The sequence below is a fragment of the Promicromonospora sp. Populi genome, assembly GCF_041081105.1.
GTDB lineage: Bacteria > Actinomycetota > Actinomycetes > Actinomycetales > Cellulomonadaceae > Promicromonospora.
The window spans coordinates 1,653,958-1,666,940 of record NZ_CP163528.1 but is presented as its reverse complement, the minus strand read 5'-3'; the positions used below and the strand labels follow the sequence as shown (position 1 = coordinate 1,666,940).

The following is a 12,983-nucleotide window of genomic DNA, read 5'->3' as shown; positions in this document are numbered from 1 at the left end:
ACAGAGAAACAACCACCATGCAGGTCGTCATACTCGAGACCGCCGAACACCTCGGGGACTATGCCGCGTCCCGCATCGTCCCGCAGATCGGCCGCGAGATCCGTGTCCTCGGCGTCGCGACCGGCTCATCTCCGTTGCCGATCTACCGCAGCCTGCAGCAGCAGCGCACGGCAGAGTTCGACAACCTGTCCGTCTTCGCGCTCGACGAGTACGTCGGGTTGGATACGACACATCCCGAGGGCTACCGCGCCGTCGTGGACCGAGAAGTTACCCAGACCTTGCGCATCGCCTCCGAGAACGTACACGTTCCGGACGGGAGCCTCAATGGCATCGACACCGCGGGAGAGAGATACGAGGCGCTCATCCGCGCGGCAGGCGGTATCGACCTTCAGCTTCTTGGCATCGGCAGCACCGGACACATCGGCTTCAACGAACCGACATCGTCGTTCGCGTCGCGTACCCGAGTGAAGACCCTGACTCATCAGACGCGAGCGGATAACGCGCGATTCTTCGGCTCGCTCAGTGCCGTCCCGACGCACTGCGTCACTCAAGGCCTCGGCACAATCATGGCCGCACGTGAGCTCTTGCTCATCGCAACAGGTGCAAGCAAGGCTGGTGCGATCGCGCAAGCTGTCGAAGGCCCGGTCGCGAGCATGTGTCCCGCTTCGGTGCTGCAGTTGCACCAACGAGCCACAGTGCTCCTCGATCGTGCCGCTGCCTCCCAGCTGCAGCTCCGCGACTACTACGAATTCGCTCATCAGAATCGACCCAGCTGGCAGGCCTAAGCCCCCATGGCTTCAAGAGATCCCTCATCACGGCTCACTTCCGCCAACTTCGTGATTTCATCCAGCCGACCGGTTGGGCTGCTCCTGTGCTGTGTAATCCACTCGCCTCGCTGACGCGCGTGGAGGTCGTTGAGATTCTCGGTGCGGATTAGCTTGTCGACGTAGGTCGGGAACGTTCTGCCCGATGCGCGGACGTGGGCGAGCGCCGCCGAAGTCGGTTGCTCTCTCGTCGAGCATTGAGCCGAACCGAGAGATCTCTCGACCCACAGCGGCTTGTCCGGGTCGGCGTCGTATGCCGGAGTGCGGTCGAGGACGTCGGCTAGGAGCGCCTCGGCCCTTGCGCGGGTGATCGGTTTGAGGAACGAGGCTCCGGCGAGAGCGCACGGATAGGTACGCTCAGATACGTCTGGATGCGGTCTGACCTGGTCGGACGGCCATCGGCCCAGAAGTCACACGGAGAAGTACTTCGCCTCCGGGTGATGAAAAACAAACGCATCCGTCGACTGCTCCGGATGTAGCTGCAGCTCATCGGAGAGCGTCACCCCGACCCGCTCCGGCCGCAGCAGCTCCACGACCTTGCGCCGGTCCTCCATCTCCGGGCATGCGGGGTACCCGAGCGAGAACCGCGCCCCGCGGTACTGCAGTTTGAACATGCCCTCGACGTCGGCGGGCTCCTCCGCAGCGAACCCCAGCTCGGCCCGCACCCGCGCGTGCCAGAACTCCGCCAGCGCCTCGGTGAGCTGCACTGACAGCCCGTGCAGTTCCATGTACTCCCGGTACTTGTTGGCCTCGAACAGCCGGCCGGTGTGCGCAGACACGGAGTCCCCAACAGTCACCAGCTGCACCGGCAGCACATCAAACCGCCCCGTCTCCTCGACCCAGGACCGCGGCCGCACAAAGTCAGCAAGACACAGATGCCGGTCCCGCCGCTGCCGCGGGAACTCAAACCGCAGCCGCTCAGTCCCAACGGGCCCGCCAGACCCGCCGTCGGGCGCCCCGATCCCAGCCAGCTCTCCGTGGTGCGCAACAACAACGGAGTCGCCCTCGGACCACACCGGGAAGTACCCGTAGACAATCGTGGGATCCATGATCTGGTCGGTCAGGATGCGGTCCATCCACTCCGCGAGCCGCGGCCGCCCCTCGGTCTCCACCAGCTCCTCGTACGAGGCCCCGTCCGAAGACCGTCCAGGCTTCAATCCCCACTGCCCCATGAACGTCGCCCGCTCGTCCAAGAACGCTGCGTATTCCGAAAGCTGCACGCCCTTGACGATCCGCGTCCCCCAGAACGGCGGCTCCGGCACAGGATTGTCCGCGGCGACATCGGACCGCGCCGGCAAGTCCTCGGGGGCCGTCTGAGTCACGGTCACCACGGCGTGCCGCCGCTTCTTCAGTGCAGGCAGCCCGACGTCGTCCGGCGAAGCGCCCCGAGCAACACGCACGAGCGGCTCCATCAGCCGCAACCCCTCGAACGCGTCCTTCGCATACCGAACGACCCCAGGGAACGCCGAGGCCAAGTCGTCCTCCACGTAAGTCCGAGTGAGCGCAGCCCCACCCAGCAGCACCGGCCACCGCTTCTCGTACCCCCGCGAGGCAAGCTCCTCCAGGTTCTCCTTCATCACCACCGTCGACTTCACCAGCAGCCCCGACATGCCGATCACGTCGGCGTCGTGCTCGATAGCGGCGTCGATCATGGCGCTCACCGGCTGCTTGATGCCGATGTTCACCACCTTGTAGCCGTTGTTCGTCAGGATGATGTCGACGAGGTTCTTGCCGATGTCGTGCACGTCGCCGCGCACGGTCGCCAGCACGATCGTGCCCTTCGTCTGCTCGCCAGAAACGCGCTCCATGTGCGGCTCCAGCAGCGCGACGGCGGCCTTCATCACCTCCGCCGACTGCAGCACGAACGGCAGCTGCATCTCGCCCTTGCCGAACAGCTCGCCCACCACCTTCATACCTTCCAGCAGGTGGTCGTTGACGATGTCGAGTGCCTTCATGCCGTCACCCAGCGCCTGCTCCAGGTCCGGCTCCAGACCCTTGCGAGCACCGTCGATGATCCGCCGCGCCAGCCGCTCACCAACGGGCAAGGCCAACAGCTCCAACGCCCGCGCATCCCGGATCGCCCCGGCGTCCACACCCTCGAACAGGTCCAGCAGCTTCGACAGCGGGTCGTAGGTCAGGTTTCCCTCGGCGTCCCAGACCCGCCGGTCCCACACCAGGTCCAGCGCCGTCTGCCGCTGCTCGTCGGGAATCGAGGAGAGCGGCAGGATCTTCGCCGCGTGCACGATCGCCGAGTCCAGCCCGGCCGCCGTCGCCTCGTGCAGGAACACCGAGTTCAGCACCGCGCGCGCCGCCGGGTTGAGCCCGAAGGACACGTTCGAGACGCCGAGTGTGGTGTGCACCCCGGGATATTTCCGCGTGATCTCCCTGATCGCCTCGATCGTCTCGATGGCGTCGCGCCGCGTCTCCTCCTGGCCGGTCGCGATCGGGAAGGTCAAGGCGTCGACGATGATGTCGTCCACCCGCATGCCCCACTCGCCCACCAGGGTGTCGATCAGCCGGGACGCGATCCGCACCTTCTCAGAAGCAGTCCGCGCCTGCCCCTCCTCGTCGATCGTCAGCGCGACGACGGCGGCGCCGTGCTCCATCACCGCCGGCATGATGCGCCCGAACCGCGACGTCGGTCCGTCGCCGTCCTCGAAGTTCACCGAGTTCACCACGCCGCGCCCGCCCAGCAGCTCCAGGCCGGCCCGGATCACCGCGGGCTCCGTGGAGTCGATCACGAGCGGCAGCGTCGAGGCGGAGGCCAGCCGGGACACCACGGCGCGCACGTCCTCCACCCCGTCGCGCCCCACGTAGTCCACGCACACGTCCAGCAGGTGCGCGCCGTCGCGGGTCTGCGCCCGCGCGATGTCGACGACGTCGTCCCACCGGCTCTCCAGCATCGCCTCCCGGAACGCCTTGGAGCCGTTGGCGTTGGTGCGCTCGCCGATCGCGAGGAAGCTCGTCTCCTGCCGCAGGTCCGTCGCGGAGTACAGCGAGGCGACGGCGTTCTCCCGTACCGGCTCCCGCTCGGCCACGGGAAGCCCGCCAACGGCTTCGACGACCAGCCGCATGTGCTCCGGCGTCGTGCCGCAGCAGCCGCCCACCAGGCCCAGGCCGAACTCGCGCGCGAACTGCGTGTGCGCCGCGGCCAGCTCCTGAGGGGTCAGCGGGTAGTAGGCGCCGTCCGGCCCCAGCACCGGCAGGCCCGCGTTCGGCATGCACACCACCGGCATCTCGGCGTGCTGCGACAGGTGCCGCAGGTGCTCGCTCATCTGCTCCGGGCCGGTCGCGCAGTTCATGCCTATCGAGTCGATGCCCAGCGCCTGCAGCGCCACCAGCGCCGCGCCGATCTCCGAGCCCATGAGCATGGTCCCGGTGGTCTCCACGGTCACCGACACGATGATCGCCACCCGCTGCCCGACCCCGCCATCGGACACAGGGGCCATCGCCTGGCGGCAGCCCGTCACCGCGGCCTTGGCCTGCAGCAGGTCCTGGCTCGTCTCGATCAGCAGGGCGTCCGCGCCGCCCTCGATCAGGCCCGCGGCCTGCTCGGCGAACGTGTCCCGCAGGTGCGCGTAAGTGGTGTGTCCCAGCGACGGCAGCTTGGTGCCCGGGCCCATGGAGCCGAGCACCCAGCGCGGGTGCTCGGGGGTCGCGTACGCGTCCGCACGTTCGCGGGCGATCCGAGCCCCCTCGCGGGCCAGCTCGCGGATCCGGTCGTCGATCCCGTAGTCCGACAGGTTCGACCAGTTGGCCCCGAACGTGTTGGACTCGACGGCGTCCACCCCCACCTCGAGGAACGCGTCGTGCACCCCCGCGATCAGGTCGGGCCGCGAGACCGTGAGGATCTCGTTGCAGCCCTCCAGGCCCTGGTAGTCGTCCAGGGTCGGGTTCGCCGCCTGGATCATGGTGCCCATCGCGCCGTCGGCCACGACCACGCGCGTACGCATGGCCTCCAGCAGGGCGGCGGAACGTGCCTCAAGAGCGGGCAGGGCGGCGGGGAGCGGTGTCACCTCGGCAGCGTAAGCCTTGGCCCGACGACGGCGCGGTGGGTGACCGCCCGGCGGAACCGGCCCGCCTGCCCAGCGCGACGTCGTGCCGCGCGAGATAGGTATCGTCCCCGCATGACAACCCGCGACTACCTCGCCGCCCTGTTCTCCCTGGAGGGCCGCACCGCGGTGGTGACGGGCGGCAGTTCCGGCATCGGGCGCGGCATCGCCGAGGCCCTCGCCCAGGCCGGGGCGCACACCGTGCTCGTGGCCCGCACCGCCAGCCGGCTGGACGAGGTCACCAGGAGCCTGCGCGACGACGGCTGCGACGTCACCCCGGTGGTCGGGGACCTCTCGACGCGCCACGGCATCCGCACCGCCGCCGACCGGATCGTCGAGGCCGCCGGCGAGCCCGACATCCTCGTCAACAGCGCGGGCATCAACCTGCGCCCGCACATGGACAACCTCGACGAGGACGTCTGGGACGCCACCATGACCGTCAACCTCGAGGCGCCGTTCCTGCTCGGACAGCGGTTCGGGCCCGGCATGGCGCAGCGCGGCTTCGGTCGGCTCATCCACATCTCCTCGCAGCAGGCCCACCGGGCATTCGTCGACAGCGGCGCCTACGGCGTCTCCAAGGGCGGCCTCGAATCGCTCGCCCGCTCCCAGTCCGAAGCCTGGTCAGCGCGCGGCGTCACCGCCAACACCCTCGTGCCCGGGTTTGTCCTCACGCCCCTGAACCAGCGTCTGCAGGACGACGCCGAACGCATCACGGCGCTCGCGGCCCGCACCACGGTGGGCCGCAACGGTGTGCCCGAAGACTTCGCGGGCGCGGCGATCTTCCTCGCCAGCGGCGCGTCGGCCTACGTCACGGGACACTCGCTGTTCGTCGACGGCGGCTTCTCGGTGCACTGAGTTTCGGTGCGCTGGGCGGCTCGGCCCACAACACTGGCGCTCGTGACGACGAAGCGCAGGCATCAGGCGAGGCCAGCAAGGCACGGACGGCGGCTGGTACGCGGCCTGGTGGTGCTCGCGACGCTGGCGAGCCTCACCGGGTGCGGCGGCCCCGGTAGCTCCGGCGTCGTCGAACCGCCGGAACCGACCGGTCCCGCCGAGTCCGCCGAGTCGATCCTGGGCGACGCCCTCCCGCCCGGCTCCAGCGGCGCCCTCGTCGCGGGCCGGGGCACGACGATGGACGTCTGCCAGGGCTGGGGCGACCCGGACGAGGGCTCAGGGGAGAGCGCGGGCTGCGACACCGTCTACGACATCGGGTCGATGACCAAGCAGTTCACCGCGGCGGCGATCGTGCGGCTGGACCAGGACGGCCTGCTCGACGTCTCCGACCCGCTCGGGGACCACCTCCCGGGCGTCCCGGCGGACAAGCGGTCCGTCACGATCGAGCACCTGCTGACCCACACCTCGGGAATCCTGGACTCGCTCGGGCCCGACGACGAGCCGCTGACCCGCGACGCGTTCCTGCGCGAGGCGCTGGGCTCGGAGCTGCTGTCCCGGCCCGGCACGACGTACCTGTACTCCAACGTCGGCTACAGCCTGCTGACCGCCGTCGTCGAGGAGGCGTCCGGCCAGGACTACGAGGCCTACCTCGCGGAGCGCCTCTTCGCGCCGTCGGGCATGACCCGCACGGGCTACGTGCAGCCGGACTGGTCGACGGCGCAGGTGGCCGTCCAGTACGACGCGGACGGCCGCGATCACGGCACACCCCTGGACCAGCCCTGGGCCGAAGACGGCCCGTACTGGAACCTCCGCGGCAACGGCGGCCTGCTCTCCACCCCGCGCGACATGTTCCGCTGGCACGTCGCGCTGCTCGGCGACGCCGTCCTGGACGACGACGCCAAGCGTGAGCTGTTCGAGCCGCGGGTGCGCGAGGAACCCGACGAGACGTACTACGCCTACGGCTGGGTGGTCGACGACCCGGACGACCCGAGCATCCTGTGGCACAACGGAGGCAACGGCTGGTCCTACGGGGAGATCGCGCGAGCCCCGGCGGGCGACACGTTCGTGTTCTGGGTGGCGAACCGGTCCGCGGGAGACGGCTGGGACCTGGGCGAGGACGGCGGCGACATCACCTCCAGGCTGTTCGAGCGGCTGGCCGCTGACGGCGGGTAGAGCCGCGGTCAGCCCCGCACCGGCACCGCCAGCCGCACCTGCCGGCCGGGCTCGTCCTGCCCGTCGAGCTGGCGCGTGAGCAGGTCCATCGCGGTGCGGCCCAGCTCCTCGCCGTCGACGTCGATCGCCGGCGTGTGCTCCAGCCCCAGGGCCTCGATGACCGTGGGCTCGGTGCTCACGACCAGGTCGCGCGGCACCTCCACGCCGCGCGTGCCCAGCGCGAGCAGCAGGCCCAGCCCGATGGACGTGGCATACGGGACGACGGCGGTGGCCCCCGTCTCCAGGACGGCGGGCGTCACTCCGACCCCCGCGGCGAAGGTCGCCGGGCAGGGGCCGAGCACGGTGAGCTCGCTCCCGGCCAGGCGCGCGGCCTCCTGCACGGCGGCCGTGCGCTGCCGGTCCTGCCAGGACCCCTCGGGGCCGCCCACGTAGACGATCTGGTTGTGCCCCTCGGCGGCGAGCCGGGTGGTCAGGGTGCCGAAGGCCGTGGCGGTATCGGCAACGACCGACGTCAGACCGTCGATCTCGCGGTCGACCAGGACGGCGGGCTTCGCCGCGCTGGTGCCCACGACCAGCGTGTCGCTGCCGCGCGGGGCGACGACCAGGAAGCCGTCGACCTGGGCGGCGAGCCGCTCGAACCCGCCCGGCGAGTCCAGGGCGTGCACGGCGACGGTGAGCTGGAGGCCGGCCTCCTCGGCCCGCGCCTGTGCCCCGGCGATGATCGGCGTGAAGAACGTGTTGTCCAGCGTGGGCACGACGATGGCGATGATGCCGGTACGCCCGCGGGCGAGCTCGCGGGCCGCACGGTTGGGCACGTAGCCGAGCCGGGCGGCCGCGGCCGTGACCCGGGCGGCGGTCTCGGGGGCGACCAGGCCGCTCCTGTTCAGCGCTCGCGACGCGGTCGCCTTGGAGACGCCGGCCACCGCGGCGACGTCGGACAGATCGGGCACCGTACCTCCTTAGTCGGTGGGCACACTCTAGACGTTCGCTGCAACCGTTTCCGCCATCGTCGTCACCCGATGTAACACGAAGTTAACCTACGATTGCCAGCGCCATGCCGCCGATGGCTTAAGGTCCGATGGAACCGGTTCCATCAACGAAGGACGGCTCGTGCGAGCTCGCTCCACCCTCCTCCTGCTCCTGCCGGGGCTGGCATTCCTGCTCGTCGGTTTTCTGCTGCCGGCGGTCGCGATGCTGTTCGCGCCGCCCGGCGTGACCTTCGCGCAGGTGCTCGACCGCCTGGGCACGATGCTCACCGACCCCTATGACCTGGGGATCATCTGGCGCACTGTGCGGATCGGTCTGATCGTCACGGCGCTGTGCGTGGTGCTCGGGTTCCCGATCGCGTCGCTGCTGGCCCGCTCGCAGTCCCGGTGGGCCGGGGTGCTGCTCGCGCTGGCGATCTTCCCGCTGCTGCTGAGCAACGTGGTGCGCACCTTCGGCTGGCTCGTGGTGCTCGGCTCGAACGGCGTCATCGGGCAGGTCCTGACCGGGCTGGGGATCGTCGAGGAGGCGCCCCAGCTCCTGTACACCGAGCTGGCGATCGTGCTGGGCCTGACCCAGCTGTTCCTGCCGCTCGCCGTCATCACCTGTTACTCCGCCGTGGCGCAGGTCGATCCGGGGCTCGACGAGGCCGCCCGGGGCCTGGGCGCCAGCCGCACCCGCGCGTTCTGGACGATCCTGGTGCCGCTGTCGCTGCCCGGCACCGTCGTGGCGGCCACGCTCGTCTTTGCCGGGTCCGTGACCGCGTACACCACTCCGTACCTGCTCGGCGGGTCCAGCCAGCGGCTGCTCTCCACCCAGCTGTTCTCGTACGCGAGCGTCACCGTGGACTGGGCGGCCGCCTCGGCCACCGCAATTGTCATGACGGTGCTGGTCTTCCTCGTGTCCGGGATCTCGACGCTGGTCGGCCGCAAGGGGGCAACCTCATGAGCCGCGGCAAGAAGCAGGGCATGGGGCTGCGCCACCCGGTAGCGGGCACGCTAGCGGTAGCGGGCTACGTGGTGATGATCGTGCCGATCCTCTTTGTCGTGGCCACCGCGTTCACCGCCGGCAGCACGCTGCGCTTCCCGCCCGAGGGGTTGTCCCTGCGCTGGTTCGGGGAGGCCGTGAGCTACTCGCCGTTCATGGAGGCGGTGGTCTCCAGCCTGGAGCTCGCGATCCTGGCCACCGGGCTGGCGCTCCTGCTGGGGGTGCCCGTCACGCTCGCGATCCAGCGCGGCCGCATCCCGGGCAAGGCGCTGCTCGAAGGCCTGTTCCTGTCGCCGCTCGTGGTGCCGGAGCTGGTGGTGGGCCTCGCCCTGTACCAGCAGCTCATGATCGGCCTGCGCCTGGAGAACTTCACCACCCTGCTGCTCGGCCACACGGCCCTGCTGCTGCCCTATGCCGTGCGGGTCACCGGGGCCTCGCTGGCGCTGGCCGACCCGGCGCTGGAGGAGGCGGCCCGGGGTCTGGGCGCCTCGCCGCTGCGGGCGTTCGTCACGGTGACGCTCCCGATGCTGCGGCCGGGCCTCGTCTCGGCGGGCCTGCTCGGGTTCGTGACGTCGTTCAACAACGTGCCGCTCTCGCTGCTGCTGCAGACGCGCGACTTCCGGACGCTGCCGGTGACGATGCTCGACTACGTCCAGCAGAGCTACGACCCCATGGTGGCGGCCGCGTCCACGCTGGTGCTCGCCGCGACCGTCGTCGTCGCCATCGTGGCGGAGCGCACGGTCGGCTTCGCCAAGATCTTCGGAGGAATCAACCGATGACCACCCCCGCCGCCGAGCTCGTCGGCGTCTCCCAGCGGTTCGGCGGCTTCACCGCCGTCGACTCGATCGACCTGCGGATACCCCGCGGACGCCTCACCACGCTGCTGGGCCCCAGCGGCTGCGGCAAGACGACGACGCTGCGCCTGCTCGCCGGCTACGGAGCGCCGACGTCGGGCCGAATCCTGATCGACGGCCAAGACGCGACCCGAACCCCGCCCGAGAAGCGCAACCTGGGCATGGTCTTCCAGTCCTACGCGCTGTTCCCGCACCTGACCGTCGCGGACAACGTGGCCTACGGGCCCAAGATGCGGGGTGTGCCCGCCGCGGAGCGCCGCACGCGGGCGGGGGAGGCGCTGGACCTCGTCGGCCTGGCGCACCTGGGCGACCGCAAGCCCAAGCAGCTCTCGGGCGGCCAGCAGCAGCGCGTCGCACTGGCCCGCGCGATCGCCATCCGCCCCCGGCTGCTGCTGCTCGACGAGCCGCTGTCCAACCTGGACGCCCGCCTGCGCGTGCAGATGCGGGCCGAGATCCGCCGCATCCAGTCCGAGACCGGGCTGACGGTTGTGCTCGTCACGCACGACCAGGACGAGGCGCTGGAGATGTCCGACGAGATGGTGGTGATGCGTGCCGGGAAGATCGTGCAGAGCGGCGCGCCGCGCGACGTCTTCCCCGCGCCGGCCGACCGGTTCGTCGCCGAGTTCCTCGGCTACGAGAACTTCCTGACGCTCGCCGACGGCCGGCTGGCCGCGGTGCGGCCCGAGCACCTGCGGATCGTCCCCGAGGACACGCCCGCGGGCGAGGCGGTGGCGCTCGACGCCGTCGTGCGCGACGTCGCCTACCGCGGCGTGGACCTGCTCGTGACGCTGGACGCGACCGACCCGGCCGGCGCCGCCGTGCGCCTGCTGGCCGACCACCGCGCCGACCCCGCTACCGGGCCGACGCCGTCGTCCGGTGACCGTGTGCGGCTGCTCGCGCCGCAGGCGCGGCTCGCCGTCCTCACTGAACCCACTGCACCCGCTACCGAAGGACTCTCATGATTCCCAGCCTGAAAGCCCGCCGCGCCGCGGTGATCGTCTCCGGCCTCGCGGCCACCTCGCTGCTGGCCGCGGGCTGCTCCGCGGGCGACGACGCGGCAGCCGAGGACACCATCGTGGTCTCCACGTTCCCGTTCGGCGTAGAGGAGTTCCAGGAGGCGGTGATCGACCCGTTCACCGAGGAGACCGGCATCGAGGTCGAGGTGGAGACCGGGTCGAACGCCGACCGGCTGTCCCAGCTCCAGGCCGCGGGTGGTGACTCCGGCATCGACGTGATGCTGATCTCGGACTACTACGCCGCGCTCGGGCAGGAGACCGACCTGTTCCAGGAGGTCGACGCCGCCCAGGTGCCGTCGCTGGACCAGGTCGCCGACTTCGCGCTCGAGGACGGCTACCTCGGCCCGGCTTACAGCTACCAGCTCAACGGCACGCTGTACTCGACCGAAGCGCTCTCCGCCGACGAGGCCGCCGAGTGGGACCTGTACGGCGACGCCGCGCACGCGGGCGAGCTCGCGCTGCCGGACATCTCCGTGACGGCCGGGCAGCTCATGATCTCGGGTGTGGGGGAGACGTACGGCGACGGGCCCTACGACATCGACACGGCCCTCACGACCCTCGGTGAGTGGGCGCCGGGGATCCTGCAGTTCTACTCGTCGTCGACCGAGGTGACGAACCTGCTGACGCAGGGCGAGATCGTCGCCGCCGACTCGCTGAGCGGCTTCGCCACCGACCTGGTGGCCTCGGGCGAGCCGTTCGCGTGGACGCCGCCGGCCACCGGCCGGTACATGGCCACCAACCGCGCGATGATCCCGGCCGGCGCCCCGAACGTCGACGGCGCGCACCAGTTCATCAACTACCTGCTCTCGGCCGAGGCCCAGACCAGCTCGGCCGAGCTCGTGGGCGACCTGCCGGTCAACCCGGAGGCGACCGTGCCGGACACCATCTCCGCGGTGGTGGGCGACATCGCCGCCGACCCCGTGGCTGCCGGCTACTCGACGCTCGACCCCGCCGAGCTGGTGCCCACGCGCACCGAGTGGGTGGACCGGTTCGCCCGCGAGGTGACGGCCGGCTGACCCCGGGCTCCTATGGACACCCTCGCTAGCTTGAACACGCCCAACACCGCCCTCGACCTGATGCCCAAGGTCGACCTGCACTGCCACCTCATCGGCACCGTCCGGGCCAGCACGTTCGCCGAGCTGGCCCGCCGCGAGGGGCTCGACCTGCCCGCGGAGCCCGAGCGCATCTACGCCGACATCAACTCCCTGCCGCCCGACCCGGACCTGTACCGCGACACGCGCATCCCCGTGCCGCAGGGCCGCGGCGCCGACGAGCCGGCCGTCTCGTACTCGCTGTTCCAGGTCTCCCGCTGGGTCACCGAGGTGCTGCGCTCCGCCGACGACCTCACTCGGATCACCTATGAGGCGTTCGAGGCGGCGCACCGCACCAGCGCGACGCGGCACCTGGAGGTGTCCTTCGACTCCGTGCCGGAGCACCTGGCATCGCTCGGGTACTCAGGCTCCGTCGAGGCGTACGCCGAGGGCATCCGGCTGGCCGAGCGCGACTTCGGCATGACCGGCCGGCTCATCGCAGCCATCGACCGGTCCGGCTCGGGTGAGGATGCGCTGGACCGGGTGCGCACCGTCGTCGACCACCCGCACGAGTACGTCGCCGGGATCGGCCTGGACAACCTGGAGACGGCGGGCCCGCCCGAGCGGTTCGCCGCGGCCTACCGGCTCGCGGGAGAGGCGGGCCTGGGCCGCACCGCGCACTCCTCCGAGCACGCCCCGGTCGCGATCAACACCGTGACCTGCCTCGATGTGCTGGGCTGCGACCGCATCGACCACGGCTACTTCGTGCTGCAGGACGACGACGTGGTGGCCCGCGTCCGCGACGAGCAGGTGCCGTTCACCGTCATCTCCACGACCTCGCGTCGCTCGTGGCGGCCGTGGCGGCGGGCGTCCATCGCGGCGATGCTGGAGGCCGGGCTGAACGTGATCCCGGCGTCGGACGACCCGGGCATGTTTCCGACGACGCTGGCCGGCGAGTACCGCATCCTGGCCGACGACCTGGCGGTGCCGGCCGAGCGCCTGCGCGCGATGGCGCTGGCCGGGGTCGAGGCGTCGTGGTTGCCGCCGGCCGAGAAGGCCGCCCTGCGCACCCGGTTCGAGAAGGAGCTGGCGGAGCTGCCCGGACCGGAGTGACGCGGCACCGGGTGAGGTCGCGAAATGCCTTGGCCCGCGCTGGGGGGCGTCACCT

General features: G+C 70.7%; 10 protein-coding genes. 8 read left to right on the top strand and 2 right to left on the bottom strand.

The window, feature by feature from the left end; all coding sequences use genetic code 11:
* Window positions 1-17: 17 nt before the first annotated feature.
* The gene (nagB, locus tag AB1046_RS07435) at window positions 18-785 is read left to right on the top strand and encodes a glucosamine-6-phosphate deaminase (RefSeq protein WP_369373880.1); all 768 of its coding nucleotides are present in this window, start codon (window positions 18-20) and stop codon (window positions 783-785) included.
* Window positions 786-1,234: 449 nt separating this feature from the next.
* On the opposite strand, the gene metH is transcribed toward nagB, so the two are convergent.
* Window positions 1,235-4,777 (bottom strand): methionine synthase, encoded by a 3,543-nt coding sequence (metH, locus tag AB1046_RS07430; protein WP_369375617.1) that lies wholly within the window; start codon window positions 4,775-4,777, stop codon window positions 1,235-1,237.
* 174 nt (window positions 4,778-4,951) lie between these two features.
* Here metH and AB1046_RS07425 point away from each other — a divergent pair, with 174 nt between their 5' ends.
* A complete protein-coding gene (locus AB1046_RS07425) occupies window positions 4,952-5,731 on the top strand; it encodes an SDR family NAD(P)-dependent oxidoreductase (RefSeq protein WP_369373878.1) in 780 nt (259 codons plus the stop codon).
* A 42-nt stretch (window positions 5,732-5,773) separates the two neighbouring features.
* Complete coding sequence (locus tag AB1046_RS07420) at window positions 5,774-6,943, top strand: serine hydrolase domain-containing protein (protein ID WP_369373876.1); 1,170 nt, start codon at window positions 5,774-5,776, stop codon at window positions 6,941-6,943.
* 8 nt (window positions 6,944-6,951) lie between these two features.
* Here the strand turns inward: AB1046_RS07420 and AB1046_RS07415 are convergent, their stop codons facing one another.
* Window positions 6,952-7,893, bottom strand: coding sequence for a LacI family DNA-binding transcriptional regulator (locus AB1046_RS07415; protein ID WP_369373874.1), 942 nt, complete (start codon window positions 7,891-7,893; stop codon window positions 6,952-6,954).
* Between the two features lie 160 nt (window positions 7,894-8,053).
* On the opposite strand from AB1046_RS07415, the gene AB1046_RS07410 reads away from it, so the two are divergent.
* Genes AB1046_RS07410 through AB1046_RS07390 form a run of 5 tightly spaced genes read left to right on the top strand, consistent with a single transcriptional unit; the run spans window position 8,054 to window position 12,928 of the window.
* Window positions 8,054-8,875: an ABC transporter permease gene (locus AB1046_RS07410; protein ID WP_369373872.1), complete on the top strand. Its 822-nt coding sequence runs from the start codon at window positions 8,054-8,056 to the stop codon at window positions 8,873-8,875.
* Window positions 8,872-9,693, top strand: coding sequence for an ABC transporter permease (locus AB1046_RS07405; RefSeq protein ID WP_369373870.1), 822 nt, complete (start codon window positions 8,872-8,874; stop codon window positions 9,691-9,693). Before AB1046_RS07410 ends, AB1046_RS07405 begins: the two co-directional genes overlap by 4 nt.
* Window positions 9,690-10,730: an ABC transporter ATP-binding protein gene (locus tag AB1046_RS07400; RefSeq protein WP_369373868.1), complete on the top strand. Its 1,041-nt coding sequence runs from the start codon at window positions 9,690-9,692 to the stop codon at window positions 10,728-10,730. Before AB1046_RS07405 ends, AB1046_RS07400 begins: the two co-directional genes overlap by 4 nt.
* The gene (locus tag AB1046_RS07395; protein WP_369373866.1) at window positions 10,727-11,800 is read left to right on the top strand and encodes an extracellular solute-binding protein; all 1,074 of its coding nucleotides are present in this window, start codon (window positions 10,727-10,729) and stop codon (window positions 11,798-11,800) included. Before AB1046_RS07400 ends, AB1046_RS07395 begins: the two co-directional genes overlap by 4 nt.
* Window positions 11,801-11,830: 30 nt before the next feature.
* Window positions 11,831-12,928: an adenosine deaminase gene (locus tag AB1046_RS07390; RefSeq protein WP_369373864.1), complete on the top strand. Its 1,098-nt coding sequence runs from the start codon at window positions 11,831-11,833 to the stop codon at window positions 12,926-12,928.
* The last annotated feature ends 55 nt before the right edge of the window (window positions 12,929-12,983 follow it).

Excerpts from the sequence above, each read along its gene's own strand:
- AB1046_RS07405 (WP_369373870.1), top strand. The coding sequence starts at position 8,872 with ATGAGCCGCGGCAAGAAGCAGGGCATGGGGCTGCGCCACCCGGTAGCG.
- AB1046_RS07400 (WP_369373868.1), top strand. The coding sequence starts at position 9,690 with ATGACCACCCCCGCCGCCGAGCTCGTCGGCGTCTCCCAGCGGTTCGGC.
- AB1046_RS07425 (WP_369373878.1), top strand. The coding sequence starts at position 4,952 with ATGACAACCCGCGACTACCTCGCCGCCCTGTTCTCCCTGGAGGGCCGC.
- metH (WP_369375617.1), bottom strand. The coding sequence starts at position 4,777 with ATGCGTACGCGCGTGGTCGTGGCCGACGGCGCGATGGGCACCATGATC.
- nagB (WP_369373880.1), top strand. The coding sequence starts at position 18 with ATGCAGGTCGTCATACTCGAGACCGCCGAACACCTCGGGGACTATGCC.
- AB1046_RS07395 (WP_369373866.1), top strand. The coding sequence starts at position 10,727 with ATGATTCCCAGCCTGAAAGCCCGCCGCGCCGCGGTGATCGTCTCCGGC.